Annotated in this window: 22 protein-coding genes and 1 pseudogene; 14 read left to right on the top strand and 9 right to left on the bottom strand. The window is 73.2% G+C overall.

Annotated elements, in window-relative coordinates:
* Positions 1 to 5 precede the first annotated feature (5 nt).
* Positions 6 to 884 (top strand): hypothetical protein, encoded by an 879-nt coding sequence (locus Q3Y56_RS29745; protein WP_304464860.1) that lies wholly within the window; start codon positions 6 to 8, stop codon positions 882 to 884.
* A 10-nt stretch (positions 885 to 894) separates the two neighbouring features.
* Here the strand turns inward: Q3Y56_RS29745 and Q3Y56_RS29740 are convergent, their stop codons facing one another.
* On the bottom strand, positions 895 to 1,932 hold the full coding sequence (locus Q3Y56_RS29740; RefSeq protein WP_304464859.1) for an isocyanide synthase family protein: 1,038 nt from the start codon (positions 1,930 to 1,932) through the stop codon (positions 895 to 897).
* Positions 1,919 to 3,175, bottom strand: a complete 1,257-nt coding sequence (locus Q3Y56_RS29735) for a cytochrome P450 (RefSeq protein ID WP_304464858.1) — start codon at positions 3,173 to 3,175, stop codon at positions 1,919 to 1,921. The genes Q3Y56_RS29740 and Q3Y56_RS29735 overlap by 14 nt, the downstream gene beginning before the upstream one ends.
* 277 nt (positions 3,176 to 3,452) lie before the next feature.
* Here Q3Y56_RS29735 and Q3Y56_RS29730 point away from each other — a divergent pair, with 277 nt between their 5' ends.
* Genes Q3Y56_RS29730 through Q3Y56_RS29720 form a run of 3 tightly spaced genes read left to right on the top strand, consistent with a single transcriptional unit; the run spans position 3,453 to position 7,083 of the window.
* The gene (locus Q3Y56_RS29730; protein WP_304464857.1) at positions 3,453 to 3,656 is read left to right on the top strand and encodes a hypothetical protein; all 204 of its coding nucleotides are present in this window, start codon (positions 3,453 to 3,455) and stop codon (positions 3,654 to 3,656) included.
* Between the two features lie 53 nt (positions 3,657 to 3,709).
* Positions 3,710 to 6,610, top strand: coding sequence for an HAD-IC family P-type ATPase (locus Q3Y56_RS29725; protein WP_304465859.1), 2,901 nt, complete (start codon positions 3,710 to 3,712; stop codon positions 6,608 to 6,610).
* Entirely contained in the window at positions 6,610 to 7,083 is a 474-nt protein-coding gene (locus Q3Y56_RS29720) for a copper chaperone PCu(A)C (protein WP_304464856.1), read from the top strand. Before Q3Y56_RS29725 ends, Q3Y56_RS29720 begins: the two co-directional genes overlap by 1 nt.
* A 113-nt stretch (positions 7,084 to 7,196) precedes the next feature.
* On the opposite strand, the gene Q3Y56_RS29715 is transcribed toward Q3Y56_RS29720, so the two are convergent.
* Together Q3Y56_RS29715 and Q3Y56_RS29710 are read right to left on the bottom strand one after the other, a co-directional pair.
* On the bottom strand, positions 7,197 to 7,619 hold the full coding sequence (locus Q3Y56_RS29715) for a VOC family protein (protein WP_304464855.1): 423 nt from the start codon (positions 7,617 to 7,619) through the stop codon (positions 7,197 to 7,199).
* A 256-nt stretch (positions 7,620 to 7,875) separates the two neighbouring features.
* On the bottom strand, positions 7,876 to 8,610 hold the full coding sequence (locus tag Q3Y56_RS29710) for a sigma-70 family RNA polymerase sigma factor (RefSeq protein ID WP_304464854.1): 735 nt from the start codon (positions 8,608 to 8,610) through the stop codon (positions 7,876 to 7,878).
* Between the two features lie 34 nt (positions 8,611 to 8,644).
* Between Q3Y56_RS29710 and Q3Y56_RS29705 the strand changes: the two genes are divergently transcribed.
* Positions 8,645 to 8,824 carry a zf-HC2 domain-containing protein gene (locus Q3Y56_RS29705; RefSeq protein ID WP_304464853.1) on the top strand — a complete coding sequence of 60 codons (180 nt, stop codon included), beginning with the start codon at positions 8,645 to 8,647 and terminating at the stop codon, positions 8,822 to 8,824.
* 212 nt (positions 8,825 to 9,036) lie between these two features.
* Here the strand turns inward: Q3Y56_RS29705 and Q3Y56_RS29700 are convergent, their stop codons facing one another.
* A complete protein-coding gene (locus Q3Y56_RS29700; RefSeq protein WP_304464852.1) occupies positions 9,037 to 9,873 on the bottom strand; it encodes a PE-PGRS family protein in 837 nt (278 codons plus the stop codon).
* Between the two features lie 293 nt (positions 9,874 to 10,166).
* On the opposite strand from Q3Y56_RS29700, the gene Q3Y56_RS29695 reads away from it, so the two are divergent.
* Together Q3Y56_RS29695 and Q3Y56_RS29690 are read left to right on the top strand one after the other, a co-directional pair.
* Positions 10,167 to 11,642 (top strand): helix-turn-helix domain-containing protein, encoded by a 1,476-nt coding sequence (locus Q3Y56_RS29695; protein ID WP_304465858.1) that lies wholly within the window; start codon positions 10,167 to 10,169, stop codon positions 11,640 to 11,642.
* A gap of 59 nt (positions 11,643 to 11,701) precedes the next feature.
* Positions 11,702 to 13,225 carry an aldehyde dehydrogenase family protein gene (locus Q3Y56_RS29690; protein WP_304464851.1) on the top strand — a complete coding sequence of 508 codons (1,524 nt, stop codon included), beginning with the start codon at positions 11,702 to 11,704 and terminating at the stop codon, positions 13,223 to 13,225.
* A 29-nt stretch (positions 13,226 to 13,254) separates the two neighbouring features.
* On the opposite strand, the gene Q3Y56_RS29685 is transcribed toward Q3Y56_RS29690, so the two are convergent.
* Positions 13,255 to 14,307: a YafY family protein gene (locus Q3Y56_RS29685; protein WP_304464850.1), complete on the bottom strand. Its 1,053-nt coding sequence runs from the start codon at positions 14,305 to 14,307 to the stop codon at positions 13,255 to 13,257.
* Positions 14,308 to 14,406: 99 nt separating this feature from the next.
* Here Q3Y56_RS29685 and Q3Y56_RS29680 point away from each other — a divergent pair, with 99 nt between their 5' ends.
* A complete protein-coding gene (locus Q3Y56_RS29680) occupies positions 14,407 to 14,808 on the top strand; it encodes a RidA family protein (protein ID WP_304464849.1) in 402 nt (133 codons plus the stop codon).
* A 141-nt stretch (positions 14,809 to 14,949) separates the two neighbouring features.
* Here the strand turns inward: Q3Y56_RS29680 and Q3Y56_RS29675 are convergent, their stop codons facing one another.
* Together Q3Y56_RS29675 and Q3Y56_RS29670 are read right to left on the bottom strand one after the other, a co-directional pair.
* Positions 14,950 to 17,985, bottom strand: a complete 3,036-nt coding sequence (locus tag Q3Y56_RS29675; RefSeq protein ID WP_304464848.1) for a helix-turn-helix transcriptional regulator — start codon at positions 17,983 to 17,985, stop codon at positions 14,950 to 14,952.
* A gap of 101 nt (positions 17,986 to 18,086) precedes the next feature.
* Positions 18,087 to 18,251: a hypothetical protein gene (locus Q3Y56_RS29670; protein WP_304464847.1), complete on the bottom strand. Its 165-nt coding sequence runs from the start codon at positions 18,249 to 18,251 to the stop codon at positions 18,087 to 18,089.
* Between the two features lie 301 nt (positions 18,252 to 18,552).
* Between Q3Y56_RS29670 and Q3Y56_RS29665 the strand changes: the two genes are divergently transcribed.
* Positions 18,553 to 19,887: a cytochrome P450 gene (locus Q3Y56_RS29665; protein ID WP_304464846.1), complete on the top strand. Its 1,335-nt coding sequence runs from the start codon at positions 18,553 to 18,555 to the stop codon at positions 19,885 to 19,887.
* A 19-nt stretch (positions 19,888 to 19,906) separates the two neighbouring features.
* Here the strand turns inward: Q3Y56_RS29665 and Q3Y56_RS29660 are convergent, their stop codons facing one another.
* Positions 19,907 to 20,929 carry a ketopantoate reductase family protein gene (locus Q3Y56_RS29660; RefSeq protein ID WP_304464845.1) on the bottom strand — a complete coding sequence of 341 codons (1,023 nt, stop codon included), beginning with the start codon at positions 20,927 to 20,929 and terminating at the stop codon, positions 19,907 to 19,909.
* A 485-nt stretch (positions 20,930 to 21,414) separates the two neighbouring features.
* Here Q3Y56_RS29660 and Q3Y56_RS29655 point away from each other — a divergent pair, with 485 nt between their 5' ends.
* The 5 genes and pseudogenes from Q3Y56_RS29655 (at position 21,415) to Q3Y56_RS29635 (ending at position 25,362) form a co-directional block, all read left to right on the top strand.
* The gene (locus Q3Y56_RS29655) at positions 21,415 to 23,352 is read left to right on the top strand and encodes a hypothetical protein (RefSeq protein ID WP_304464844.1); all 1,938 of its coding nucleotides are present in this window, start codon (positions 21,415 to 21,417) and stop codon (positions 23,350 to 23,352) included.
* 57 nt (positions 23,353 to 23,409) lie between these two features.
* Positions 23,410 to 23,715 (top strand): Rieske 2Fe-2S domain-containing protein, encoded by a 306-nt coding sequence (locus Q3Y56_RS29650; protein ID WP_304464843.1) that lies wholly within the window; start codon positions 23,410 to 23,412, stop codon positions 23,713 to 23,715.
* A pseudogene (locus tag Q3Y56_RS29645) lies at positions 23,712 to 23,912 on the top strand (indolepyruvate ferredoxin oxidoreductase subunit alpha); the annotation flags it as partial. The gene Q3Y56_RS29650 and the pseudogene Q3Y56_RS29645, both read left to right, overlap by 4 nt.
* Before the next feature lie 56 nt (positions 23,913 to 23,968).
* The gene (locus tag Q3Y56_RS29640; protein WP_304464842.1) at positions 23,969 to 24,556 is read left to right on the top strand and encodes a cupin domain-containing protein; all 588 of its coding nucleotides are present in this window, start codon (positions 23,969 to 23,971) and stop codon (positions 24,554 to 24,556) included.
* The gene (locus tag Q3Y56_RS29635; RefSeq protein WP_304464841.1) at positions 24,556 to 25,362 is read left to right on the top strand and encodes a DUF3050 domain-containing protein; all 807 of its coding nucleotides are present in this window, start codon (positions 24,556 to 24,558) and stop codon (positions 25,360 to 25,362) included. Before Q3Y56_RS29640 ends, Q3Y56_RS29635 begins: the two co-directional genes overlap by 1 nt.
* Positions 25,363 to 25,523: the final 161 nt, after the last annotated feature.

The raw sequence follows: 25,523 nt of genomic DNA, 5'->3' as shown, positions 1-25,523 counted from the left end.
CCGCCATGACCACTGAGCTCGCTCTCACCCGGCAGCTGTGGCAGCTGCTGGAGCCGGTGCACGCCACGCTCTACTACGCCCCTGAGGTCTTCGAGGAGGCCGCCGCCCTGGGATACGGCACGGACGAGCGCTGGCCCAGCTACTTCGCCTGGCGCGGCGCTCCACTGGGGCCGGCGGGCCCCGCGCTGGTGACCGCCGCCTTCTACAGCTTCAGCCCCGGCATGGTCGCGCGGTACGTCCCGGACGCCTGGCGAGTCGCCGACCCCGACCAGGTCGTTCGGGCCCGTACCCGGGCGATGGACCGGGCACTGCGGGCGATACTCGGCGACCGCGCGGACTCCCCCGAGCTGGCCGAGGCCGCGGTGCTCGCCCGCCGCGCGGCGGAGGCGGTGGGTACGGTCGGGCGTCCGCTGGCCGCCGCGAACGCCGCGCTGCCCTGGCCCGACGAGCCGCACCTGGTGCTCTGGCAGGCCGCCACCATCCTGCGGGAGCACCGGGGTGACGGCCATGTCGCCGCCCTGCTGACCCATGAGCTCGACGGCGCCGAGGCGCTTGTCTCGCACGCCGCCGCCGGAGCCGCCCCGGCAGAGGTGTTCGCCAGCAGGCAGTGGAGCAGCGCGGAGTGGGACGCGGCGCGGGATCGGCTGGCGGAGCGGGGCTGGGTGTCCGCCGACGGCACGGCGACGCCACGTGGCGTCGAGGGCCGGACCTCCGTCGAGCGGCTCACCGACCAACTGGCCTCAGAGCCCTGGCGTGCGCTCGGGACCCCCTCGGCCGGACGGTTGGCGGAGTTGCTCGTTCCGACCGTCATGGACATCGTCGGCACCGGCCTGCTGCCCGCGAGCAGCACCCTGGGCATCGGGATGACCTATGCGTACACGTGACGCTGCGGGATCACTCCGGCCGGGCGGCCTCGAAGTGGCTGGGGCGGCCGTCGTGCAGTACAAGCCGGCCCAGCCGCTCCGCGTCGGCGCGGCGCATCAGCCGTCGGCGGCCGTCGGCGCCGCACAGCACCGTCGTGTGCCAGGGCGTTGCCCAGATGTCGTCGGAATCCAGCAGCCGTATGCCGAACTTGGCCGATCCGTACCGCTGCGGGTGGATCGACAGCCGGACCGAGCGCGGATGGTGGTCGGCGATCAGATCGCCCCACGCGCGGCTGCGTGCGATCACGCCGTAGGCGCGGGTCCGGCACTCACGCTGGAGGGCGGACCGGGTGCCGGCGAAGTCAGTCGTGTCCTCCACCAGGAAGCGGGTGATGCCCCGGTAGAGGCGGAGCGTGTCCGCGTCGGTGCGGACCTCGGCGCGCAGGCGTTCGGCGGAGGGTGCGTACGCCTCGTCCACCAGGGCCCGCTTGGTGTCGTACGGAAGGTCGCCGTACACCTCGCGCAGGTCGAAGGTGGACAGCCGGGTCAGCCCGGCGTCGCTGATCATGGCGCGCAGTTCGTCGGCGTACGCGTCGATGTGCGCGTCGGGGACGCGGATCAGGTCGCCGAAGACATGGCCGTCGGAGCAGATGAGCATGCGCGCGCCGGGCGCGTGGACCTCGCCGACCCGCGCGCACAGCCGGTCCAGGAAGGCGAGCGACAGCCGCTCGCCCTCGTCGGGGAGGTGGCCGAGCACCTTGGCGGGGTTGGGCGACTTGCAGGGGAAGCCGGGGAGGGTGAAGACGACCGGCTCTCCGGCGCGGACGAACTGCCCGATCTGGCGGAGCTGTTCGGCGTAGCCGGGGTGTGTCGGGTCGGCGGCGCCCCCGGCGGCGTCAGGCTCAGCTGCTCTTCGGTGCGGAAGTAGGAGCGCCAGGATGCGGGCGCTGGTGCTGACGGTGTCGGTCACGGCGTTTTCCGGCGCGGCGGTTTCCTGCGCGGTCTCCGGCGCGGCGGTCTGGGTCGCAGCCGTCTTGGGCGCGGTCATGGTGGTGTCAGTCGCGGTCACGGGGGCACACACGCGGTTCGTAGGAGACGGGCAGGTGCGGGGTGCCGCGGCCGAGGACGGCGGGGATCCACTCGATGTCCTCGTCGGGTACGGCGAGCCGCAGGCCGGGCAGCCGGGCGAGCAGGGTCCCGAGGGCGACCTGGAGTTCGATACGGGCGAGCGCGGCACCGGGGCAGAAGTGGATGCCGTGCCCGAATGCGAGATGGGAGCCGTCAGCCCGGTCGAGGTCGAGGGCGTCGGGGTCGGCGAACCGCTCCGGATCCCGGTTGGCGGCGCACAGCGAGACGATCACCGAGTCGCCCGCCGGGACCCGGGTGCCGTGCAGGTCCGCGTCCTCGGCGAGGAAGCGCCAGGTGGTGAGTTCGAACGCGGCGTCGTAGCGGAGCAGTTCCTCCACCGCGCGGGGCAGGATCTCCGGTTCCGCGCGGAGCCGGTCGAGGGCCTCCGGGTGGCGGAACAGCGCCATGAGGGCAGTGGTGATCTGGTTGGTGACCGGTTCCTGACCGGCGACGAGGAGCTGGAAGACCATGGAGTCCCGTTCCTCCGCGGTCAGTTCGCCACCTTCGCAGGCGGTGACCAGCCGGGTCAGCAGATCGTCCGCGGGCCGCTGCCGCTTCTCCGCGACGACCTCGGCGATGTAGCCCTGCAGGCCGCGCAGCAGCGCCTCGTAGGCGGGGCGGCCCGGGTCCTTCGGGCCGACCGGCTGGACGACCTTGCCCCACTCGCGGCGGAACGCGGCGGCCAGGCGCGGCGGCAGGCCGATGACCTCGGCGAGGACGAGGAAGGGGAAGCGGGCGGCGAAGCACCGTACGAGATCGGCGCCGTCCCCGGCCCCCGAGACCGGCGGCATGGCGTCGACCAGTTCGTCGGCGATCTCCTGGAAGCGAGGGCGCATCGCCTCGACGCGGCGCGGCGCGAAGGTGTCGAGGATCAGGCGGCGCATGGCGGTGTGCCGGGGCGGGTCCTGGTGCAGCAGGTGCACCTGGAGCTGGGAGTGCTGCGGCTCGGGCATGATCGAGGCGCGTTCGCGCCAGCGATCGTTGCCGAGGTCGTGGCTCTTGCCCAGCCTGGGGTCGGCGAGTGTCTGCACCGCGGCCCGGTGGCCGGTGACCAGCCACGCGGCGACACCACTGGGGAAGCGCACCCGGTGGATGGGCCCGGCGGCGCGCAACCGCTCGTACAGCGGGTAGGGATCGCGCTTGTACGCGCGGCCGAGCAACGGGATCGGGTCGGGCAGGGACACGGCTGCGGCTCCTCGGATGTCGTGGGTCCCCGAAGAAGTCGTACGGAAGTGCGGATGAGTTCCCGGGCGTCCGCGGTGACGGTGAGGCGTGCCGTATGGAGGTCCGGCATCCACAGGAAGTCGGCCGCGCGGGGGCGCTGGTTCCCGGGCGCGAAGAGGAGAATCCTCACGTGTCATCTGGTGAGTGAAGGCGCGGGTCCGGGCTCTGGGGCGTGTCACGATGGCCGCTCCCCCATCCCCGGCCGGCTTCCCGGTCGACCGCGTTTCTGGAGCGGCGATGACCTCACGTCAGCACAGTCCGACCGTCGTTCTGACGGGATTCCTCCTGCTGCTCGCCGCGATGTTCGGCGTCGCGTACGCCGTGGGCTCGGCCGTGGGGCCGGTGGCCCCGGGAATGCACGAGAAGGGCGGCAGTGGGGGCTCGGGCGGCTCCGGGCACATGGACGACATGCACGACATGGGGGCGGGGGCGGGCCGGTGAGCGCGCCCGTCGCCCCCGCCCCTGCCACCACCACCGAGCTGGTGGTGGGCGGGATGACCTGCGCCGCGTGCGTGGGCCGGGTGGAGCGGAAGCTGGGCAAGCTCGAAGGGGTCAGCGCCACCGTCAACCTGGCCACCGGCCGGGCGCGGGTCAGCCATCCCGCCGAGGTCGGTGTCGAGGAGCTGGTGGCCGTGGTGGAGGCCGCCGGGTTCACCGCCGCGCTCCCGCCGCGGGAGAAGCCGCCGGCAGCCGAGGACGACGAGGCCGCGCCGGACGCCGATCTCCTCGGGCGGACGCGGCTGCTGGTCACCGCCCTGCTGTCGGTCCCCGTACTCGTGCTGTCCATGGTCCCGGCGCTGCAGTTCCGCAACTGGCAGTGGCTGTGCTTCGTCCTGGCCGCCCCGGTCGCGGTGTGGGGGGCCTGGCCGTTCCACGCCCGGGCGCTGCGGGGTCTGCGGCACGGCGGCGCGACGATGGACACGCTGGTGTCGCTGGGTGTCGTCGCGTCCTTCGGCTGGTCGACGTACGCGCTGTTCCTCGGCGGGGCCGGGGAGCCGGGCATGCGGATGCCGTTTTCCCTGCTGCCGTCCGCCTCGGGCGGCACCGCGCACGTGTACCTCGAAGCGGCGGTCGGCGTGACGCTGTTCGTGCTGGCGGGGCGGCTGCTGGAGGGGCGCGCCCGGCGCGGTACGGGGTCCGCGCTGCGCGCCCTGGCCTCGCTCGCCGTGAAGGACGTGGCCGTGCGGGACGCGGACGGCACCGAGCGCCGGGTTCCCGTCGAACGGCTGCGGGTCGGCGACCGGTTCGTGGTACGCCCCGGGGAACGCGTGGCCACCGACGGCGTCGTCACGCACGGCGGCTCGGCCCTGGACCTGTCGCTCGTCACCGGCGAGAGCGCACCGGTGGAGGTGGGGCCCGGCTCGGCGGTCGTCGGCGGGGCGGTCAACTCCGGTGGCCTGCTGGAGGTACGGGCCGAGGCGGTCGGCGCCGACACCCAGCTGGCCCGGATCGCCCGGCTGGTGGCGGACGCGCAGGCGGGCAAGGCCCGGGTGCAGCGGCTGGCCGACGCGGTCGCCGCGGTGTTCGTACCGTCGGTGCTGGCGGTCGCGGTCACCGTGCTCGGATTCTGGCTCGGTGCGGGCGCCGACCCGCAGGCGGCGGTCACGGCGGCGGTGGCGGTCCTGGTCGTGGCCTGCCCGTGCGCCCTCGGCCTGGCCACCCCCACGGCCCTGCTCGCGGCCACCGGCCGCGGCGCGCAACTGGGCATCCTGGTCAGCGGGCCGCAGGCGCTGGAGGGCCTGCGCCGGGTCGACACCGTCGTACTGGACAAGACGGGCACGCTGACCCACGGCGCGATGCACGTCCTGGAGGTGACGGCCCGCCCGGACGGCGTCGGCGCGGAGACGGCGCTCCGCTTGGCGGGCGCGGTCGAGCAGGGCTCGGAGCACCCGGTAGGCCGCGCGGTGACCGCCCACGCCCGCAGCACCGCGCCGGAGGACGACCTTCCGACGGTCGCGGACTTCACGGCAACGCCGGGCCTCGGCGTCAGCGGCGCGGTGGCGGGCCGGCGGGTGGAGGTCGTACGCCCGGACGCGGTCGGGTCGCCACCGGGGCCCGACGCGCGCGGACCGCGGCCCGAGTCGGCCGCGGACGGGGCACCGCCCGCCTCGGACACGGGCGGTTCCCCGGCCGAGCCGGACACCGCCGGGCCGGACACGGCCGGACCGGACTCGGCCGGATCGTCGTCGGAGGCAGAGGCATGCGGGTCACTGCCCGAGCTGGGGGCGACTGACGGGCCGGGCGCGCCGTCGCGGCCGGAGGCGTGCGGCGGGTCCGGCACCCGGGGTACGCCCGCCAGCGGACGGGCCGGTGCGGAGAACAGCGTCACCGGCGCCCCGGGCGGCGGCGGAACGGCGGAGGGCGCCACCCCACCTCCAGGGCCGGACGCCGCCGGATCACCGTCGGAGGCGGGGGCAGGCGGCGGTGCCGCCGGGGTGGACGCGGGTGGCCGAGCCGCCGCGGCGGCCACCCGCACGTGCGCGGGTGGACCGGCGCCGCGCCGGGGCGCCACCGCACCGGCGAGTGCCGGCCCGGGCGGTGTCCCGGGCGGCCCGGCCGACGGCGCGGCGGGCGATGGGCGGCGTGCCGCCGCCGGCACCGGTGGCCACGGGGAGGGGCCGCGCCGGGGCGCCACCCCGGCGGACGGTGCGCTGCCCGACGAGTTGGGCCACGCCGTGGCGGCCGCCGAACGGGCCGGGCATACGGCCGTCGTCGTGTGGGTGGACGGGCGTCCCGAGGCCGTGATCGTGCTCGGGGACGCACTCCGCTCCGGCGGCTACCGCGCCGTGCACCACCTCAAGCGGCTCGGGCTGCGGCCGGTGCTCGCGACCGGTGACAGCGAGGCCGCCGCCCGCGCCGTCGCCGAGCAGCTGGGCATCGACGAGGTGCACGCCCGCACCACCCCGGAGGGCAAGGCGGAGCTGGTCCGCGCCCTCCGCGAGCGCGGCCACCGCGTCGCCGTCATCGGCGACGGCGTCAACGACGCCGCGGCGCTGGCCGGGGCCGACCTGGGCATCGCCATGGGCAGCGGTACGGACGCGGCCATCGGCGCCGCCGACGTGACGCTGGTGCGCGAGGACATGGCGGCGGTGGCCGACGCGGTGCGGCTGGCCCGCCGCACCCTGGGCACCGTACGCACCAATCTGGCCTGGGCGTTCGGCTACAACCTGGTGACCATCCCGCTGGCCGCCGTCGGCTGGCTCAACCCGATGGTCGCCGCCGCCGCGATGTCCGCGAGTTCGGTGATCGTGGTCGCGAACAGCCTGCGGCTGCGCGGATGGCAGCCGTCCGCGTCCGGCGGCGCCGCGGGCCACCGCACCCGCCGCCCGACACGTACACGTACACATCCGCGTTCGCGTCCGCGGAACTCCACCGACACCGCCTGGGGGCGTTGATGACCGATCTGACCGCCGTACGGGCCGCCCTCGCCCCCGTCGCCGCGAGCGTCCTCGCTCTGGCCGGGCTCACGGCGTGGGCCGCGACCGGGGCGGCGGGCAGCCCCGCCCAGCCGTCGGTCATCGCGGCACGGATGCTGGTGCCGACGAACCCGGACGTGACGGCCGCCTTCTTCGACCTGCGCAACGACGGCGGCGTGGACGACGAGCTCGTGCGCGTCACCTCACCGGAGACGGGCCGCGCCATGCTGAGCCGCACGGTCGTGCGCAAAGGGGCGGGCGCCATGCGGATGGTCCCGTCGGTGGCCCTTCCCGCGGGCGGCACCGTACGGATGTCCGCGTCCGGGGTGGACGTCATGGTGGAGGACCCGCCGCGGCTGCGCGTGGGCGAACGCGTGCCGTTCGTCCTGCACTTCCGCGACAGCGGGCAGGTGCGCGTGGAGGCGGTCGTCATCCGCCCGGGACAGCTCTGACGCGTTCCGGCGCACGCGCCTCCCAGCCGCCCCCGACCGCCAACCGCCGACCGCCGACCGCGCCTACGAGAACGCCTCCCCTGTACACGGCTGACGCACCCTCCTGGCGGTGCTCAGGCGACGCAGAACTCGTTCCCCTCCGGATCGGCCATCACGACATGGTGCTCGTCGACCTCCTCCAGGAGGGTCCCGCCCGCCGCCACCAGCCGCCGTGCCTCCGCCCTGATCCGCGCCCACCGCTCCTCGGGGCTGCCGTGCCGGGGCAACCGGATGTCTATATGAAGCCGGTTCTTCGCCGTCTTCGGCTCGGGGACCTTGAGGATGGACAGGCGGGGGCCGACACCGTCGGGATCGCAGAGCCACGCCACGTCGTCGGCGGAGTCGTCCTCCGACAGGTCGAACTGCGCGAGCCACTCCTCGCGCGTCGCGAAGGGAGGAGGCGGGGGCTCGTCGATGTAGCCGAGCGCCGCCTTCCAGAAGTCGGCGAGAAGCCGCGCGTCCGCGCAGTCGAGGGTCAGATCGATGCTGGCTGCCATGACGTCACCGTACGGCGCGGCACTGACAATCGCGGCCGGCGCGTATCCCCCCGCCTAGTTCTGGGAGTGACCCCCGCGTACGGCTGGGAGCGGCCCCGTGTATGGGCCGGGAGCCCGCCCCCCGCCCACAGGCTGGGAGAGCGGCCCAGCGTTCGGCCGCGGGCAATGGCGTGAACGCCGGGCCGTGACCCGTGCGGTGTGGGGGCCACGGGAGCGCCTCCGCGTCCCCGTGGCCCCCACGTGCCTCTGCCCCGCGTCAGCGGGATCCCGCGAGCGCCGGTACGCGGTCGCACCGTCCGGCCGCCGCGGCGATGCCGCCTCCGGCCACCTTCGCGGTCGTGCCCGGCGTAGCCACCAAGCCCGGCGCACCCGGAGCCCCTGGTGCACCGGGCGTAACCGACGCAGCCAGCGCGCCCGGTCCGTCCGACGCGTCCCGTTCCGCCGTCGTCAGCTGCGCGATCAGCGCCTCGCGGGCGCGTGCCACGCGGGAGCGGACCGTGCCCACCGGGCAGCCCGCGACGACCGCGGCCTCCGCGTACGGCAGCCCCAGCAGCTGCGTCAGGACGAACGCCTCACGCCGTTCGTACGGCAGCAGGGCCAGCAGCTGCGACAGCGCCACGCCCTCGTCGAAGCCGAGCTGGGGCAGGGCGCGGGCCTGGGTGCGTTCGGCCACCGACTGCCAGTCGTCGGTGTCCGAGAGCCGCGGCCGGGCCGCGTTCCAGCGCAGCCGGTCCACGACGGCCCGGCGGGCGATCGACAGCAGCCAGGTACGGGCGGAGGACCGGGCCTCGAAGTTCGGCAGGCCGCGCAGCGCCCGCAGATACGTCTCCTGGACCAGGTCGTCCGCCGACTGCGGGTCATCGCTCAGCCGGGAGACATATCGCCACACATCGGTGCGGGTCGCCCGGATGAAGCGGTCCACGGCCTCGGCGTCCCCGCCGCCCGCGGCGAGCGCCCAGGCGGTCAGCGCCTCGTCGTCGCGGTCACGCATCGCCACCTCCGTGGCGGCGAGAGACGATACGGGCGTGGACTGCTCTGATTTTCACACCGCCATCTCGGCGCGGCTCGACGGCGAGGACATGCCGCCGGACATCCCGGACGACGTTCTCGACGCGCATCTGCGGCAGTGCCCGGCCTGTCGCGACTGGCGCGACCGCGCACGGGAGCTGCGGGAGCTCACCAGCCGCTGGAGCGAGCTGGGGTGAACCGGCCGCTGGAGCGGGGTCGGGTGAACCGGGGGCCGGGTGCCGAGGTGGCACGGCCCGAACTCGGGCCGGAGCCGGCGCCCGAACGTGGGCAGGGGTCATCGCCCGGACAAGGGCAGGAGTCATCGCCTGCGGTCCTTCCTGGAATCCGGACTCGGCCGCCGCGCGGCGGCGGAGCCCGGTGATGTGGTCGGTGGCCTGGTGGGCAGCCGTCAAACGACGGCGCCGCACGGCGGCGGACCACGGGTGGCGATGACATGGACGAGCAGCAGCCGGCGCAGCCGCTGTCCCGCGCCGTGGTGCGCGGGGCGGACGCGGGGCGGCCCGGCGACCGGCGCGGGGTCACGGAGCAGGCGCAGGAGGGGGGCGAAGAGCCGTACGGCAAGGGTGCGGCCGAGCCGGAAGGCGGCCTGTTCGCCGCCGGACAGCCAGATGCCGCAGATCAGGGCGACCAGGACGTGCGCGGACCACATGCCCAGCGCACCGTGCCCGTGATGCATGCCGGCCATGTCCATCGCGGACATGCCCATTCCCGACATGTCCGTGCCCGGCATGGACGCCCCGTGGGACATCCCGTGCTCCGGCATCCCACCCGAGCCGACCTGTCCGGCCTGGTGGAGATGGCCCGCGTGCCCGCCCGGATCCAGGGGAAGGAAGGCGCCGCAGCGCGAGGCGCCCAACCCGCCACCGCGAAGCCCCTCGGCACCTGCGCCTGCCCCCGCACCGACACCGGCTGCACCGGCACCGGCACCAGCACCCGCTGACGGCACCGACCGTCCGGCCGCCGCCTCCTGGGCGAGGGTGAACACCGTATGCAGCGCGAGCTGCGCGCCCACCGTGGCACCGGTCACCAGCAGCGGTCCGCGTTCCCGGCCCGCCAGGCACCACGCGGCGCCCCCGGTGACCGCCAGCGCCGAGGCGATCGCCCACCACGGGACGGCCGCGCCGGACATGACCGCGTGGCCCAGCGCCGCGAGCAGCACGCAGACCGCTGCGAACACCGCGGCTCGCAGCGCCCGCAGTACGTGCCCCACATGCCGCGCTTCCATGACGTCCACATCGTTTCACCCGCGCTCCGGGCTCCGACGGCGGGGGCCGGATGACGCGCGAGGACGGACAAGGCGCCACCGTCACGGCGCGCCGTGTGGTACACGGCTGCGGCACCGTGTGGTATACGAGCCGCGGCGCACCGTGCGGTACAGGGCCGCGCCGTACGAGATCGCGCAGGGCGCCGCGCACCCCGCGGGGCTTGTTCCCCGCGGGGCTTGTTCCCGCCGTTGCGGGGCGGCCTCCCGCGCGGGAACGTGGCCGCGGAACCGTCCGTCCGATGAAGCGAGGCCGTGTGGTCGATCCATGGCTGGCGATGGCGCCGGGTACGGACCCGGCGGAGCGCAGCCGCGCGGTGCGCCGCGCCCACGAGGCGTTCCTGGCCCAAGGGTCCGTGGGCCCCGGTGTGCGCCCGGTCGTCGCGGCCTCCTGGCGGCGCTCAGCCGACGCGCTGGCGAGTCCGGAGGCCATGGCGCCGATCGACCTCGCGGACGCGGAGCTGGCGGCGTACCGGGCCGAGCATCCGCTGTCCCGCGTCATGCCGCTCTTCCGGGAGCTGCTCGGCAGCATCGCCGATGACGGGGCCCATCTGCTAGCGGTCTGCGACGAGCAGGGGCGGCTGCTGTGGGTCGAGGGGCACAGCGGCGTCCGGCGGCGCGCCGAGCGCATGAACTTCGTGGCCGGCGCCCGATGGGACGAGCGCCACGCGGGCACCAACGCGCCGGGCACCGCCCTGACCGTCGACCACGCCGTCCAGATCTTCGCCACCGAGCACTACAACCCCCGGGTGCAGCCGTGGACGTGTGCCGCCGCGCCACTCCACGACCCGCGGACCGGGCGGCTGCTGGGCGCGGTCGACATCACCGGCGGCGACCATCTGGCCGCCCCGCAGAGCCTGGCCCTGGTGCGGGCGACCGCCCGCGCCGCCGAGGCCCAGCTCGCGGCGCCCGCCTCGTACCCGACCGGCCCGCGGGTCGCGCTGACCGCGCTGGGCCGGGACGACGCGCTGCTGGTCGCCGACGGCGAACGGATACGCCTGAGCCGGCGGCACAGCGAGATCATGGTGCTGCTGGCCGGTCACCCGGAGGGCCTGACCGGCGAACGCCTGGCCCTGGAGCTGTACGGCGAGCGGGCCGACCAGCGCTCCCCGGTGACGCTGCGCGCCGAACTGTCGCGGCTGCGCCGGCTGGCGGGCCCGCTGCTCGCCTCGCGCCCGTACCGGCTGTGCGCCCCGCTGGTCACCGACGTGACGGCGGTGGCGGAGGAGTTGGCGGCCGGGAACCTGCACGCCGCGCTGCGCGCGTACCACGGGCCGCTGCTGCCCCTGTCGGACGCGCCCGGCGTCTGCCGGATGCGGCGGAGGCTGGAGGACCGGCTGCGGTGGGCGGTGCTGTCCCGCCGGGACCCGGAACTGCTGCGCCGCTGGACGGAGTCCCCGTGGGGCGAGGACGACCTGGAGGTGTGCGAGGCGCTGCTTGCGGCGCTGCCCGCGTGCGCGCCCGGCCGGACCGCGCTGGTCCGGCGCATCGACTGGCTGCGCGCGGCCTACGGCCTGGGCGACCCGTGCCCCAGCACCCGCCCGGCCGCGGACCAAGGCCCAGCCGATCCCCGCCCGACCACAGACCGCGGCCCGGCCAGCCCCCACCCCAGCCCGCACCCGACCACAGACCACAGCCCGGACGACCCCCACCCCAGCCCGCACCCGGCCGCGGATCCCGCCCTCGCGTACGCCTCCCGGGCGGCAACGTCCATGCAACGTGGCCGCGGCTAGCCTCGCCGCGACGCCGCCCGTGACGGCGCGGGCGGCGCATCCGCACGGAGGGGCCGCTCATGACGCGCTACGCAAGTCCCGGCAGTGAAGGCTCGATCGTCCGCTTCCAGTCGCGCTACGACCACTGGATCGGGGGCGAGTACGTCCCGCCCAAGCAGGGCCGGTACTTCGAGAACCCGACGCCCGTCAACGGCCGGCCGTTCACCGAGGTCGCGCGCGGTACCGCGGAGGACGTCGAGCGGGCGCTGGACGCCGCGCACGCGGCCGCGCACGCCTGGGGCCGTACCCCGGCCGCCGAACGCGCCGCCGTCCTCAACAAGGTCGCCGACCGGATGGAGGCCCATCTGGAGGAGCTGGCGGTCGCCGAGACGTGGGAGAACGGCAAGCCGGTACGGGAGGCGCTGGCGGCCGACATCCCGCTGGCCATCGACCAGTTCCGCTACTTCGCCGGAGCGATCCGGGCGCAGGAGGGCAGCCTTTCCGAGCTCGACGAGGACACCGTCGCGTACCACTTCCACGAGCCGCTGGGGGTCGTCGCCCAGATCATCCCGTGGAACTTCCCGATCCTGCTGGCCGCCTGGAAGCTGGCTCCGGCGCTGGCCGCGGGCAACGCGGTGGTCCTCAAGCCCGCCGAGCAGACCCCCGCGTCGGTCCACGTGTGGCTGAGCCTGGTCGCCGACCTGCTGCCGCCGGGCGTGGTCAACATCGTCAACGGCTTCGGGGAGGAGGCCGGCAGGCCGCTGGCGTCCAGCCCGCGCGTGGCCAAGATCTCCTTCACCGGCGAGACCGCGACCGGCCGCCTGATCATGGGGTACGCGAGCGAGAACCTCAAGCCGGTCACGCTGGAACTGGGCGGCAAGAGCCCGAACATCTTCTTCGACGACGTGTCGTCGGCCGACGACGACTTCTACGACAAGGCGCTGGAGGGCTTCACCATGTTCGCCCTCAACCAGGGCGAGGTGTGCACCTGTCCGTCCCGCGCGCTGGCCCAGGGCGGCCACTACCGGGACTTCATGGACGCGGCCGTGGCCCGCACGGAGAAGATCGTGCAGGGTCATCCGCTGGACACCGGCACCATGATCGGCGCGCAGGCGTCCGGCGACCAGATGGCGAAGATCCTCTCCTATCTGGACATCGGGCGGGAGGAGGGCGCCCGCGTGCTCACCGGTGGCGCCCGCGCCGAGCTCGGCGGCGAACTGGAGGGCGGCTACTACGTCCGGCCCACCGTCCTGGAGGGCGGCAACCACATGCGGGTCTTCCAGGAGGAGATCTTCGGCCCGGTGGTGGCGGTGACGTCGTTCGCGGACCTCGACGACGCGATCGGCATCGCCAACGACTCGCTGTACGGACTGGGGGCGGGGGTGTGGACCCGTGACGGCACCACGGCCTACCGCGCGGGCCGGGCCATCCAGGCGGGCCGGGTATGGACCAACTGCTACCACGCCTACCCGGCGCACGCCGCGTTCGGCGGCTACAAGCAGTCCGGCATCGGCCGCGAGACCCACAAGATGATGCTGGACCACTACCAGCAGACGAAGAACCTCCTGGTGTCCTATTCGCCGAAGAAGCTTGGGTTCTTCTAGAGCCTGAAGTCGGGTGCCTGAAGCAAACGTTATGCCTCAGGTACGCGACTGTCGTGCATACTGCTTGCGCCGACGTCGATCGTCAATGACGTCGGCGCAGCCGGAGTTGCCTTTGACACTCCGTAGCAGGTGGCGATCGCGGCGGCGCGGTTGCGCAGGGAGTCGCGCAACCACTGCGGGGCCAGGGCCTCCGCGCTCGTGGCGAGCTGCCACAGCGCCCATTCGGCGTGTCTCGGATCTTGGAAGGTCACCTCCAGCCGCAGCCAGCCGTCTGCGTCGGCTTCCTCGGTGAGGACAGCCAGCGCGGTGCCCACCAGGTCCTCCCGCCGCGCCGGGTTCACCCGTACCAGCACGGTGACTTGGTCGCCGCCGGTCCGAAACCGCGTGCTGCGTTCCTGCCAGGCCCGGTCCAGATCGACCCGGTCCGGTCGCTGGGCCGGTTCGGCGAGTTCCTCGGCGGCCAGGATGCGGGACAGCCGGTAAGTGCGGTCCGCGCCAGACCTCGTGGCCAGCAAGTAGCCCTGGTCGCGTACGGTGACCAGGCCGATCGGGTCCACCGTGCGCCACTTCGGGGTCTGGTCCACAGCCGCGTAGTGGATGCGTAGCTTGTGTCCGGCAAGCACGGCGCGCCGGACCTCGGCCACGATGGTGTCGGGCACCTCCTCAGGAACCAGCCGGCGCGAGAGGAGATCGGTCTCCGGATCGATGAGCAATCGCTGAGCCGCGCCGGCCGCGGTGGCCCGATAGCTCTCGGGTAGCGCGTCAACCACCTTGCGCATGGCCGAAGCCAGCGCCGGGCCGAGGCCGAATACCTGCGCGCCGCGCCGCGATCCGGCGATCAGCAGAGCAAGCGCCTCGTCATGGTTCAGTCCGGTGAGCTCGGTCCGGAAACCGGGCAGCAACGCGAAACCGCCGTGCCGACCGCGTTCGGCATAGACCGGGACACCGGCCGCGGACAGCGCATCGATGTCGCGCAGCACGGTGCGGGTGGATACCTCCAGTTCGCGGGCCAGCGCGGCCGCGGACAGCCGACCGTGCTGCCGCAGCAGCAGCACCAGCGAGACCAACCGATCGGCGCGCATACGAAGACCGTACTGGAATACACGACACAGGATGTCGTGATTCGTTGCGAGGCTTTAGCAGCACCACACAGACCCATCGCACATGAAGAGGTGACCCGCATGGCACACGCCATTGTCAATCCGGACGGTTTGCACGACCCGGTCCCGTTCGGCTACAGCCACACCGCCACCGTCCCCGCAGGTACGGAACTGGTGCTGATCGCGGGTCAGTACGGATCGGGCCCGGACGGCGCGGTCGTCTCGGCCGACTTCACCGAGCAGGTGAAGCAGACGTTCCGCAACATCGGCGTCGCTCTCTCCGCCCATGGGCTCGACCTCAGCCATGTCGTCCAGCTCAGGACGTATGTGGTGAACCATGACGTCAGCAAGCTCGGGCCAATCGCCGAGGCTGTGCAGGAGGGCTGGGGGACGAAACCGCCCACGCAGACCCTCATCGGTGTCGCGAGCCTGGCTGCGCCTGACGTGCTGTTCGAGGTCGAGGCCCTCGCCGCCCGGCCCTGACTCGACGCCGCCCGCACCCGGGCGATTCGGTGTCCTCAACAACGCCGCGCCGCCCGCGTTCCGCGGCTGGAGGTCAGCTGACTGATGGGGTCCGCGGGCGGAGCTCGCGGACCCCATCAGGCTGTGCACCTCAGCGGAGCGTCACTCGTCGAAAACCCCCAGCCGGTGCGCGATGGCCGCGGCCTCTCCTCGGCCTGAAGCGCCCAGCTTGGCCAGGATGTTGGAGACATGCACGCTCGCCGTCTTCGGCGAGATGAACAGCTCCTCCGCGATCCTCCGGTTGCTCCGCCCGGCGGCGACCAGCCGCAGCACGTCCCGCTCCCGGGCGGTGAGCCCCAGCGACACCGCCGGCGCCGGGGGCGGAGCCGCCTCCCCGTCGGCCTGCCGCAGCCGGATCCGAGCGCGGCCGGCCAGCGTGGTGATCTCCGTCTCGAGCGGCGCCGCTCCCAGCTCGCGCGCCACCGCCTCGGCCTGCCGCAGCAACTCACCGGCGGCTGAGCGGGACCCGGTGCGGCCCTCGGTGATCAGGGCCTCCGCGAGCCGCAACCGGGCGGTGGCCAGCAGTGCCGGGGCCTCCAGTTGCTCGGTGGCGGCGACGGCCTCCGTCCAGTCAGCGGTGGCGTCCCGGCCCTCGGCGGTGAGCAGCTCGGCCCGGGTCATCAGGGCCTGCGCGGCCCACAGCGGTACGAACTCGGGCTGGCCCTTCATCGCCTTGCGGATCCGCTCCACCGCCGCCTTGCGCCCCGGCTCGGCCACCGCGAGCCCGCGGGCCCGCGCCTCCGCCGCCGCGGCCTCGTACAGCAGCGGCCATCCGTAGCGGTGGTGGCCGAAGGGGATGGCCTCGCCGACCGCTGACTCCAGCAGGGAGCGGGCGTCGAGAATCCGGCCGTCGGCGATCGCCAGCGCGATGGCCATGCGCCCCACGGCCAGGGTGTGCTGTGGCTCCGGGTAAGAGCCGGTGCTGCCGCTCTCGGACTCCTCAATCCGGAGCCGGGCCTCGTCGTACGCGCCCCGGGCCAGGGCCAGTTCGGCCCTCCGCTCGGCGATCAGCGCCCGGATGCGGACGCTCACCGCACGGCGGCCGAGGGCCCGCTCGATCACTTCGTCGGCTTCGGCCCAGCGGCCGAGATGGATGAGGGACTCGGCGAGGTTGCCGTCGATGAACGAGGCAATGTTCGGCAGCCCGTACCGCTCGGCGAGGCCACTGCCTTCCTCGGCGGTCTCGACGGCCTCGGCGTAGCGGCCGAGGCCGTGCAGCGCCGTGGACAGGTTGCCGTAGCCATTCAGCACGACACTGGCGTTGCCCGGCTCCAGGTCCCGGGCGCACACGTCGCGGGCCCGCGCGAGCCCGGCCTCGACGTCGCCCGAGTGGATGGTCAGCCAGGCCAGGGTGTGCTGTGCGGCGAGTCCGGTGATCTCGGCGCCCGTCATCCGGCAGAGCTCCACCGCCTGTTCCGCGGTCTTGAGAGCGGTCCGCGCGGGCTGGTGCACGACGGACCAGTGCGCCGCATGTGTCAGTACATCGGCGTGCACGACGGACGGCGGCAGGCCCTTCAACAGCTTCTGGGCCTGGGCGATCTCGTCCCAGCCGTCGGAGCGGGACAGGTCGCGCACCAGCCGGTAGCGCTCGGTCCAGAACCAGGCCGCACGAAGAGGGTCTCCGCCGTTCGAGCCAGGTCGAGAGCTCGGGGACAGATCGCCCTCCAGCTTGCGCAGCGCCCGCTTGCAGATGGCGAGTGCCCGCTCCCGCTCTCCCGCGAGGCGCGCGGCGACGGTGATCGCGGCGAGCAGGTCCACGAAGTCCCCGGGCATGTCCGGGGAGATGGCCGGACACAGGTCTTCCTCGACGCCTTGCCGCATCGACTGCCGGCGCAGTTCCTCGGGGGTGTCGTCCCACAGCTCCAGCGCCCGCTCCAGCAGATGGTGCTGCTCGGCGAACGCGTACCGGCCGCGGGCGCTGCCCGCCGCGGCGATCACGGCGGGCAGCGCCCTGGCAGGGTCGCGGGCGTCGAACCAGTAGCCGGCCAGGCGTCCGGCCCGCTCCTCGGACCGTACGAGTGTGGGGTCGGCCTCCAGCGCCTCGGCATAGCGGCGGCTGAGCCGCGAGCGCTCGCCGGGCAGCAGGTCGCCGGCCACGGCCTCGCGCATCAGGGCGTGCCGGAAGCGGAAGGACTCGCCCTCGTCGGCGGGCTGCAGGACGGCGGCGCCGACAGCGGTACGCAGGGTGCCGATCAGCTCGTCCACGGCGAGGCCCGTGACGGTGGCCAGTAGCCGGAACTCCACCTCGGAGCCGCCCCCGGCGGCGATCCGCACCACCCGCTGTACCTCGTCCGGCAGTGCCTCGACCCGGACCAGCAAAAGGTCGCGCAGGGTGTCGCTGATGCCGCCCGGGGAGCCTTCGAGGATGCTGCAGGCCAGCTCCTCAACGAAGAAGGCGTTGCCCTCGGAGCGTTCGAAGACCCGGTCAAGGACCTGCTCGGGCGGGGCCTCGCCGCGGAGGGCGGCGAGCTGGCGGCGGACCTCGGTGCGGTCGAAGCGGGGCAGCTCGAGGCGGGTGACGGTGCGCAGCCGCTCGTACTCGGCGAGGGCGGGACGCAGCGGGTGGCGGCGGTGCAGGTCGTCGGTGCGGTAGGTGGCGACGATGAGCAGGCGGCTGTCGGTGAGGGCGCGCAGCAGATAGCTGAGCAGCTCGCGCGTGGAGCGGTCGGCCCAGTGCAGGTCCTCCAGGGCCAGGATGAGGGTCCGGTCCGCCGCGAGGCGCTCCAGGAGGCGGACGGTGAGCTCGAAGAGCCGGGCGCGGCCGTCGGTTTCGGGGCGGCCCCGGTCCATCTCGCCGAGCTCGGGCAGCAGCCGGGCGAGCTCGCCCTCCTGGCCGGCGACCGCGGCGTCGAGCTCCGCGCCGAGCTGGCGGCGCAGGGAGCGCAGGGCGGTGGAGACGGGGTGGTACGGCAGGGCATCGGCGCCGGTTTCGACGCAGCCGCCGAGGGCGACGACGGCACCGTCCGCGGCGGCCCGGCCGAGGAACTCCTGAATCAGCCGGGTCTTGCCGACGCCGGCCTCGCCGCCCACGAAGAGGGCGCGGGGCTCCCCGGCGTGCGCCCGGGACAGGGCCTCTCCGAGGGCGGTCAGCTCGGCGCTGCGGCCGACGAAGACGGGGCTTGTGTGACTGCTCTGCACGGTGCCGAGCATCGCATGCCGTACAAGGTGAGGGACAGCGGTTACGGCGTCGGCTGGGGCCGCTGCAGCCGGGTGCCCAGCCACGCGACGCCCCTGCTCCGTCATGCGGCGCGGACGTGGTGCTTGCGACCGTCGGCGCCGGAGGTGCTGTCGGCGGCGGCACGGGCCGCCTTCGCGGCCTGCTCGGCCTCGCGGACCAGGCGGCGCTGCGCGGCGCGGGAGAGGAGCTCGGCCTGGCGGGCGGTCTGGTACTCGTGGTGCAACATGACGGTCTCCTTGGACCCAGCTGGTCTCTTGTTGTGCTTCCAGCGTCGTCTCCAAGGCGGGGGCGCCACATCGACAGGCTTGCGCATCGTGCCGCACGGGAGGTGCCTTAGCCCCGGGGCAAGGGGACCTTAGGGAAGGGTGCTGGGCGAAGTGCCGGCGGAAGGCGGCGACGGGGGTTCCTCACCTCTCACGTGGTCCCGATGCGAGGCGGGCTGTCACCGAGCACGTCGGTTCCCGTACAGTCCGTGATGCTCACGCTCCGTCAGGGACCAAGCCCAGCGGTCGAACAGGAGAAGACCCGTGGCCACCGAAGCCCGTTCCGCCGCCCTCCCGCCGAACGCTGCTCCAGCTGGTCGGCCGGTCCCCGAGGTGGACTCCGCCCTCGTGGAGCGGTGGCGCTCCGACGGCGGGGAGCTGGTCGATCTGCTGGCCCTGGCGCGCGAGCGGCTCGGCGGTATCGCCGCGTTCCGCCTCGGGCCGCGCCCCACGGTCCTGGTCACGGAGCCCCGGGCCGTCCAACACGTGCTCGCCCGGCACCCGGACCGGTACGTCAAGCGCTCCCACCGCGCCCGCCTGCTGATCGGCGACGGCGTCCTCGCCGCCACCGGCGAGGCATGGAAGCGGCAACGGCGCCTGTTGCAGTCCCAGTTCACCGGCACCGGGATGCGCCGCTACGAAAAGCGGATCAGCGAGGCCGCCCGGAGCACCGCCGAGCGCTGGGCCGAGTACGCCCGCACCGGGCAGATGCTCGACGTCGGCGAGGAGATGCGCCGCTTCGCCCTGGACACCATCTGGCGCTCCCTCACCGGATACCCCCTCGATGGCGAGACCGCGCACGAACTGACCGCCGTAGGAACCGTGGTGGCGGCCCTGCCGACCCTGCCCGCCGACGCCGTCGACGCCGAGGAGGCCGTCGCCGCCGACCTGTCCAGGATCGACGCGGTCGCCCGGCGCGCCATCGGGGCCGCCCGCCGCGGCGCTGCCGGTCCCGACGGCCCGGGCCTGCTGCACGTCCTGCTCGACGCGGCCACCGAGCGCCCCGAGTACACCGACCGGCTGATCCGCGACGAACTGATCACGCTGCTGGTCGCCGGCCACGAGACCACCGCCACCACCTTGACCTGGTTCTACTTGCTCCTCGACCGCCACCCCGCGGCCCGCGAACAGGCCCTCGCCGCCGGCGACGAAGGCTCACCGCAGCGCCGGGAAGCCATCCAGGCCCTGGTCAACGAGACGCTCCGGCTCTACCCGTCCGCCTGGATCCTGCCCCGGCACGCCGTCGAGGACGACACCCTGGCCGGCTACGCCATCGAGGCGGGCACCGATGTCCTGGTCTGCCCCTACCTCGTACACCGGGACCCTGAGCTGTGGCCGGATCCCGAGCGTTTCGACCCGCGGCGCTTCACCACTCCGGGCAGCCGCCCCACCCCGCCAGGCGCCTACCTGCCTTTCGGTATCGGCCCCCGCGCCTGCCTGGGCCTGCAGTTCGCCCTCCGCGAGTCGACCCTTCTCCTCGAACACCTGCTGCCCGCCCACACCCTGACCTTCCGCTCCACCCCCACCAAGGCCGCCTACAGCCTCACCGTCCGCCCGGACGGCCCGACCCCCGCCACCCTCGCCGCCGAGCGGGCCTGAACGCCCGCGGCGACGGCACTCAGCCGGAGCCCTGTCGAACGGGGACTGCCGTGTGTGCCAGGAGTTCGGCGAGGCGGGACGGGGCGAGGCCGCCGGGCTCACGGCGCTCCCGCGCCCAGGTGTTCACCAGCTGTTGCAGCGCTTCGTTCACCGGGGTCGGGACCCCGCACGCCCGGCCCAGCATGGCGATCTCACCGTTCAGGTAGTCGACCTCGGCGGAGCCGCTGCCGCGCCGCAGGCTCTGCCACGTGGAGCTGTGCCCCGGTTCGGCGGCGGTGCCCGTCACCTCGTCCACGGCCCCGCGGCGCAGCTCGGCCAGCTCCTCCGGTTCCGCGTAGGCGATGCCCGAGCGCTTCAGGACCTCGACCGCCTCGGCCCTGGCCCCGGCGATCAGTTCCTGGAGCTGTCCGTCCGCCGCCCGGCCGCACAGCGCGTCCACGGCGTTGGCCAGGTTGCCGAGGAGTTTGCCGTACTTCCAGCGCATCGCGTCGTCCGCGACCAGGGTGCGGAAGGTGGAGCCGCGCAGGTCGTCGGCGATGCGCTGGACGGTCTCGTCGCTGCCCTCGGGGAAACACCCCAGGACCAGGGCGCCCGTGCGGGGGCCGCACCACGTCCGGACGACGCCCGGTGTGAGGAAGGCGGCGGGCAGGACGACGCAGGCGGCGTACACGTGCCGGAAGTGACGCAGCGCCATCCGCTCACTCTCCACCCCGTTTTGAAGGCATACCAGCGGCAGGCGGGAGGCGGAACCGCCTCCCGAGACCGGGCGGGCCGCCCAGGCGGCGAGTATGGACGCCGTGTCCTGCGTCTTGACGGCCAGGAAGAACACGTCGTCGCCGCGCAGTTCGATCTCTTCGGGCCCCCGTACCACGGGGATGCGGAGGGTGTGGCTCCCGTCGGGCGCCTGGAGTGTCAGCCCGCGTTCGCGCAGCGCCGCGTGGTGCTCGCCGCGGGCCACGAGGACGACCTCCTGCCCGGACTGGTGGAGGCGGGCGCCGATCGCGCCGCCGATGGCGCCGGCACCGATGATGATGTATCGCATGCGCCGATTCTCCTGGTGTGTGGCCGACAGGCCAGTCAGCGCCTCTGACACCACGGGACGGGCAGGCCCGAGAAGGCACCTGACGGGGTTTCAGTCGTTCCGGGTCTCGGCGCGGGACTGCCCACGCGTCACACCGTCCCCCTGCGGCACCGGGAATCGGCGCGGCAAGAGGCAAAGCGGCCGCATGGCACGGACTTCCGGCCATTGAGGCCGCATGAGGTTCGCATACATGGTTCGGGCGGCCTGTGATCGCCATGGCGGGATCAAACCAGAGGGCAACGACGTCACATCAGGCGCCGTTGCCCCTCGCAAAGGTCTTCCCTAGCCTCGGATGGGCTTGATCTCCCAGAGCGGGATAATTCCCTCGCGAGTTTACCGGAGGTCGTATGACATCGTCGGTCTCGCTGTGTGCGCATCCGGACTTCACCGAGGAGGACGAAGTCCGAGTCGCCCGAATCGAAGAAGAATTACTCGGCAGACTGAAAATGCTGAACGAGGACGATGATCTGGTCGTCGTGCTGGGTATGGCCGCGGCGGAGGTCCTAGGTCGGGATGTTGTCGATGGACTGACGCGCGGTGGAAAGTTCCGCATTCAGCCGGGTGAGCTGGCCGGGTACGGGATCGACGCGGAGGATTTCGCGCGCTTCCAGCGGCTCTGGTATCGCTTCAAGGTTCCCTACGCGCGGGCGTCGCTGGTCTGGTGGTACGTGTTCTGTCTGGCCATGGGGCGTGAGGCGGAGGGCGTGGCGGGTGCCCTGGACCGTATGGGGCAGTGGCTCGGGATGCTCGGCGGTACCCCTGCCGCCGTCCTTCCGCGGATCGGCGAGGCGCTGGGGCTGGCCACGGACACGGTCGTGGTCACCGACGCGGAGCTGACCGACGTCGCCGCGCTGGCGGCGGCCGTACGGCTGCACGCCCCGCTGGTGGCGGTCGACGACGTGAAGGCGGCACGGGACGTCGCGCGGGCGCACGGGCTGGGGGTGGTCGCGGCAGCGGACGCAGCTGTTCACGGACCCGACGGGGCGGGTGCCGCCGCTCGACCGCCCGGCGGGGCAGGCGCTGCCGCTCAGCCACCCGGCGGGTCGGGCGCCGCTCTGTGGCTCGGCCCGCCCGTCGCGCTGCGGGACCTTCCGGCGGTGGCCCGACGGGCGTGGGAGCGGCTCGCGGACGCCGAGCGCGACGAGTTGCTGGCCGGGTTCGAGCAGCGGGTCTCCTCGATCGAACGGGTGCGGCTCCTGGTCGATGAGGAGGTGCTCGACAACCGGGCCGTCGTCGCGATGGTCGCCGAATGCCGTAAGGCGGACGTCGCCGACTGGTCCGGATGCCATCTCGTCCTCGCGACGGTGCTCTGGTGCTGGCACGAGTCGGGGTGCGTGCTCCAGGAGCTGAACCAGTCGCTGCTCTCCTTCCCCGCGCTCGCGCTGTTCCTGACGCGTAAGGCGCGGACGTACGGCGGTCAGCTCGCCACCGCCCCGGGCACGCCGGCCTCCGCCGCCCCGGTGGAGCCGGACGTCGCCGACGTCGTGGAGCCGGTCGGCAACGATGTCGTGGAGCCGGTCGGCAACGATGTCGTGGCGCTGGCCCGGCGCCTGCGAGCGGTCCGCACCGGTGTCGAGGCGGAGTTCGAGCGGTGCCTGCACTTCGACGGCAGCAACTGGGAACGCCGCGAGTTCCTGCTGCCGCGCTCGATATACCGGCGGGTCCAGCGGGTGCCGGAGGGGCTGTGCCGCCATCTGTACGACAGCGTCGGCGTCGAACTGCCCGGACGGACCGGCCGGCCGGAGGACTGGGACAGGCTGGTGGAGCTGGCTCTGGAAGCGGGCAGCAGTCCGACCCGCCTCCTGCAGGAGATCGCGCACTGGGCGGCGAACAGCCCGGATCCCGAGGTCGATCTCGCCATTTTCACGGTCCCGGTGGGCCGTAAGCTCGACGCGCCGTGGACCATGGAGTTCACGGACCTGTTCTGCTACACCGGATTCCGGGACGGATTCCGACCGGAGGACCACGGAATCACCGCAAGCCGGGTGGAGATGTACAACATCATCGCTCAGCGCATGCGGTACAACGCGGTGAAGAAGGCGCAGAATTACGCGCCGGTTCAGCGTTTCGCGCCCCAGGGTTTCAACCTTCCCGACATCGCCATCGCGGAAGACGCGAATCACGGCGGACACACCGCGGCGGGGATACGGCTGGCATGCCGCCTGCCCATCACCGTCGAGCATCGCGGAACCGAATGGAACGGCCTCGCGGATGTCCGGCTGAACCGGTCCGCATACCGCCAGGAGAACCGCTTCCGGCCGCGCGACATGGTCCGCGGCTGTCGCTATACGCAATGGGCCAAGGGGATCGCTGACGCGACGTACCGGAGAGATCTGCAGTTCGCGGAGAAATGGGCGGGCAAGGTCAGGGACCTCCACCTGTGAAAGGTCCGGACCTCCACCTGTGAAAGGCCGGGATCGCCACCTGTGATCGGAGCCGAATTGAGCAGCAGCAAGGACGTGTTCACGGTACAGCTGGGCGATCGCGCCGTCACCGTGCCGGCACGCTGCCCGCACCGCGGTGCCCCGCTGGCGCAAGGAGTCGTCGACGGCGCCTTCCTGGAGTGCCCCTGGCACGGGGCCACCTTCGACCTGCGCACCGGCAAGCGGCTGCGCGGGCCGGTCTGTTCCGACCTGGCGGTCACCGTCGACGGCTGCCCGGGCCAGGGCGAAGGCCGGGCCCGGCCCCACCGCACCGAGAAGGGTTCTCGTACCGACACCGCTTCACGAGGAGAAGATCGCACGTGACATACGTCATCACCCAGCCCTGTGTGGACGTCAAGGACGGAGCCTGCGTCGACGTCTGTCCGGTGGACTGTATCGAGGGCGAGCAGCGGGACCGGCAGTTGTTCATCGATCCCGAACGCTGTGTCGACTGCGACCTGTGCGCCACCGTGTGCCCGGTCGACGCGATCTACCGGGAGGAGGAGGTGCCGCCGGAGTGGCAGCACTTCACCGAGCTCAACGCCGCCTACTTCCGTGACGCCGACGGGGCCGCGTCATGACCTCGCAGCCCGCGGTGCAGGACGAGCTCAGCATCGTCCGGTGGGCCGACGCCGCGATCGGCACCGACGCCACCTCCCTGCACGTCCCGCACGGCGAGCGGCCCGTGGCCATGCACGGCGCCGACGCGACCGGCGTGGGACTGGTCGGCAACGGGACCATCGGAGCCGATGTGATCCGGCTGCCCGCCGGCAAGGGCTTCCCGCCGCACACCCATCCCGGCCACCACGTTCTGGTGGTCCTGGCCGGGAGGGGCACCATCACCTACAACGGCCGCGTCCATCCCACCGAGGCGGGGGAGATCTACATCGTCGAAGGGGCCGTCTCGCACGCGGTCGGGGCGATCACCGATCACGTGATCCTGGCCATCGGCGCTCCGCACATGCCGGTCGACTCCGAGGGCCGGATGGACGTCGTGGTCTACGAGGAGGTGCTCAGCCCGATCGGGAATCTGCACTGCCTGATCTGCGACGGCAAGTCCCGGCTGCCCTCCTATCTGCATGACGTCGGCTGTGCCCACTGCCCGTGCCACGCCTGCGCCGGAGCCGAGGGCACGCGCAGCGGCACCCCGCCGAAGGAGCGATGATGGCGACCTCGCGGTACCACACCGCCGTCTCACACCCGGGGCTGACCGACCTCAGGAACCGGATCGCACCCGCCCGCACGAGCGTCATCGGCCACGACATGTACCGCTCCGTCACGACCGAGGCGGCCGCGCGGGTCTTCATGGAGCACCACGTCTTCGCCGTGTGGGACTTCATGTCCCTGCTGACGTCGCTGCAACGCGAGCTGACGTGCGTCGAGGTGCCCTGGTTGCCCCAGGGGCCGGTGGCCAGCCGACGGCTGATCAACGAGATCACGCTGGTGGAGGAGAGCGACGAGCTGGGGGACGGCTACCTCAGCCACTTCGAGCTGTACCGCATGGCGATGGGTGACCTCGGTGCCGACACCGCCCCCGTCGACGCCTTCCTCGACGCCCTGCGCGACGGGCTGCCGGTGGTGAAGGCCCTGGAGACGGCGCGCGTGCCGCAGGCGTCGGCCGACTTCGTCACCAGCACCTGGACCGTGCTGGAGACCGCCCCGTTGCACTGCCGGGCCGCGGTCTTCGCCTTCGGCCGCGAGGACCTGATCCCGGAGATGTTCGAGCAGGTCGTCCGGATCGAGGACCCGCACGGCAGGCTGGCGCGCTTCAAGGACTACCTGGATCGCCACATCGAGGTCGACGCGGACGAGCACACGCCCATGGCGATGCACATGCTCGTCGACCTGTGCGGTGACGACGCCGGGAAGTGGGCCGACTGCGCCCGGTCCGTGCAGGTCACCCTGCACGCCCGGCACCGGCTGTGGACGGCCGTCCACAGCGCGATCACCTCCGATGCCGGGCGTACCTGATCCCCGATGTCCGGCGGGGCGTGCTCCGAGCACATGAAGGGGCACGCCCTCCGATCGGCTGAACCGGCACAGCGGCATCACTGACATCCCCACAGAGAGGGCATAGAGGCACCATGACAGACGCGGCGGTGCTGGTCTTGGGCATCACGGGCATGCCGAGC

Source organism: Streptomyces sp. XD-27 (assembly GCF_030553055.1).
GTDB lineage: Bacteria > Actinomycetota > Actinomycetes > Streptomycetales > Streptomycetaceae > Streptomyces.
Note: the sequence above shows the minus strand (reverse complement) of the source record. Positions and strands in the feature narration are given on the sequence as shown.

What these genes read in the sequence shown, in the direction of transcription:
- Q3Y56_RS29700 (WP_304464852.1), bottom strand. Translation starts at nt 9,873, where the DNA reads ATGGAAGCGCGGCATGTGGGGCACGTACTGCGGGCGCTGCGAGCCGCG.
- Q3Y56_RS29670 (WP_304464847.1), bottom strand. Translation starts at nt 18,251, where the DNA reads ATGTTGCACCACGAGTACCAGACCGCCCGCCAGGCCGAGCTCCTCTCC.
- Q3Y56_RS29660 (WP_304464845.1), bottom strand. Translation starts at nt 20,929, where the DNA reads ATGCGATACATCATCATCGGTGCCGGCGCCATCGGCGGCGCGATCGGC.
- Q3Y56_RS29635 (WP_304464841.1), top strand. Translation starts at nt 24,556, where the DNA reads ATGGCGACCTCGCGGTACCACACCGCCGTCTCACACCCGGGGCTGACC.
- Q3Y56_RS29715 (WP_304464855.1), bottom strand. Translation starts at nt 7,619, where the DNA reads ATGGCAGCCAGCATCGATCTGACCCTCGACTGCGCGGACGCGCGGCTT.
- Q3Y56_RS29745 (WP_304464860.1), top strand. Translation starts at nt 6, where the DNA reads ATGACCACTGAGCTCGCTCTCACCCGGCAGCTGTGGCAGCTGCTGGAG.
- Q3Y56_RS29640 (WP_304464842.1), top strand. Translation starts at nt 23,969, where the DNA reads ATGACCTCGCAGCCCGCGGTGCAGGACGAGCTCAGCATCGTCCGGTGG.
- Q3Y56_RS29685 (WP_304464850.1), bottom strand. Translation starts at nt 14,307, where the DNA reads ATGCGCGCCGATCGGTTGGTCTCGCTGGTGCTGCTGCTGCGGCAGCAC.
- Q3Y56_RS29710 (WP_304464854.1), bottom strand. Translation starts at nt 8,610, where the DNA reads ATGCGTGACCGCGACGACGAGGCGCTGACCGCCTGGGCGCTCGCCGCG.
- Q3Y56_RS29730 (WP_304464857.1), top strand. Translation starts at nt 3,453, where the DNA reads ATGACCTCACGTCAGCACAGTCCGACCGTCGTTCTGACGGGATTCCTC.
- Q3Y56_RS29720 (WP_304464856.1), top strand. Translation starts at nt 6,610, where the DNA reads ATGACCGATCTGACCGCCGTACGGGCCGCCCTCGCCCCCGTCGCCGCG.
- Q3Y56_RS29725 (WP_304465859.1), top strand. Translation starts at nt 3,710, where the DNA reads ATGACCTGCGCCGCGTGCGTGGGCCGGGTGGAGCGGAAGCTGGGCAAG.
- Q3Y56_RS29680 (WP_304464849.1), top strand. Translation starts at nt 14,407, where the DNA reads ATGGCACACGCCATTGTCAATCCGGACGGTTTGCACGACCCGGTCCCG.
- Q3Y56_RS29655 (WP_304464844.1), top strand. Translation starts at nt 21,415, where the DNA reads ATGCTGAACGAGGACGATGATCTGGTCGTCGTGCTGGGTATGGCCGCG.
- Q3Y56_RS29690 (WP_304464851.1), top strand. Translation starts at nt 11,702, where the DNA reads ATGACGCGCTACGCAAGTCCCGGCAGTGAAGGCTCGATCGTCCGCTTC.